A 1,673-nucleotide genomic window follows, 5' to 3' on the forward strand; every position below is an offset into this window, starting at 1 on the left:
TAGTTGGGCCCACCGCCCCCCTCGGGCGTCACCCACACGATGTTCTGCGTCGGGTCCTTGATGTCGCAGGTCTTGCAGTGCACGCAGTTCTGCGCATTGATCTGCAGGCGCTGGGCGTTGCCCCCCGCCGCCTCGTCGGGCACGAACTCGTACACCCCGGCCGGGCAGTAGCGGCTCTCGGGGCCGGCGTATTGGGCCAGGTTGATCTTCACCGGCACGCTGGCGTCCTTGAGCGTCAGGTGCGCCGGCTGGTTCTCCTCGTGGTTGGTGTTGCTGATGAACACGCTGGAGAGGCGGTCGAAGGTCAGCTTGCCGTCGGGCTTGGGGTAGTCGATCGGCTTGCACTGGCTGGCCGGCTTGAGGTACTCGTGGTCGGCCTTGGCGCGGTGCAGTGTCCAGGGGATGTGGCCGCGCAGCACGAACTGCTCGAAGCCGTTCATCACGGTGCCCACGGTCAATCCGTACTTGAACCAGTTCTTGAAGTTGCGGTCCTTGTTGAGCTCGGTGTGCAGCCAGCTGGCCTCGAACGCCTTGGGGTAGGCGCTGAGTTCGTCGTGCTGGCGCCCCGCGGTGACGGCCTCGTAGGCGGCCTCGGCCGCCAGCATGCCGGTCTTGATGGCGGCGTGGCTGCCCTTGATGCGGCTGACGTTGAGGTAGCCCGCGTCGCAGCCGATGAGCGCGCCGCCGGGGAACACGGTCTTGGGCAGGGAGTTGAGGCCGCTGGCGTTGATGGCGCGCGCGCCATACGACAGGCGCTTGGCGGTGACCTCGCCCTGGTCGTTCTCCAGGTAGTAACGGACGTTGGGGTGGGTCTTCCAGCGCTGGAATTCCTCGAAGGGGCTCAGGTAGGGGTTGGTGTAGCCCAGGCCGGTGACGAAGCCCAGGGCGACCTTGTTGCCTTCGAGGTGGTAGAGGAAGGCGCCGCCGTAGGTGTCGTTCTCCATGGGCCAGCCGGCGGTGTGCATGACGAAGCCGGGCTGGTGGCGCGCGGGGTCGATCTCCCACAGCTCCTTGATGCCGATGCCAAAGCTCTGCGGGTCGCGGTTCTCGTCGAGCTTGTAGCGGGCGATGAGCTGCTTGCCCAGGTGGCCGCGCGCGCCTTCGGCGAACACGGTGTATTTGCCCAGCAGTTCCATGCCGAGCTGGAAGTTGTCGGTGGGCTCGCCATCCTTGCCCAGGCCCACGTTGCCGGTGGCCACGCCCTTGACCGAGCCATCGTCGTTGTAGAGCACCTCGGCGGCGGTGAAGCCGGGGAAGATTTCCACGCCGAGGCTTTCCGCCTGCTCGCCCAGCCACTTGGTGACCGCGCCCAGGCTGACGATGTAGTTGCCGTGGTTGTGCGCGAACGGCGGCAGGAACATGTTGGGCACGCGGAAGGACGACTTCTCGCCCAGGAAGATGTAGGCGTCATCGGTGACGGGCTGGTTCAGGGGGGCACCCTTTTCCTTCCAGTCGGGGATGAGTTCGTTCAGTGCCTTGGGGTCCATGATGGCGCCCGAGAGGATGTGCGCGCCGGGCTCCGAGCCCTTCTCCAGCACCACGACCGAGATGTCCTTGCCGCGCTCGGTGGCCAGTTGCTTGAGGCGGATGGCCGTGGCCAGGCCGCCGGGGCCGCCGCCGACCACCACCACGTCGTATTCCATGGACTCTCGGGGGCCGAACTGGGCGAGGAT

General features: G+C 66.5%; 1 protein-coding gene. It reads right to left on the minus strand.

Going from position 1 to position 1,673, the window contains the following annotated elements; genetic code table 11:
• Positions 1–1,673: electron transfer flavoprotein-ubiquinone oxidoreductase (locus D8S75_RS17210; RefSeq protein ID WP_232829097.1), on the minus strand; the 1,673-nt coding region annotated here is incomplete at both ends.

The organism is Simplicispira lacusdiani, from assembly GCF_003604195.1.
Classification (GTDB): domain Bacteria; phylum Pseudomonadota; class Gammaproteobacteria; order Burkholderiales; family Burkholderiaceae_C; genus Simplicispira; species Simplicispira lacusdiani.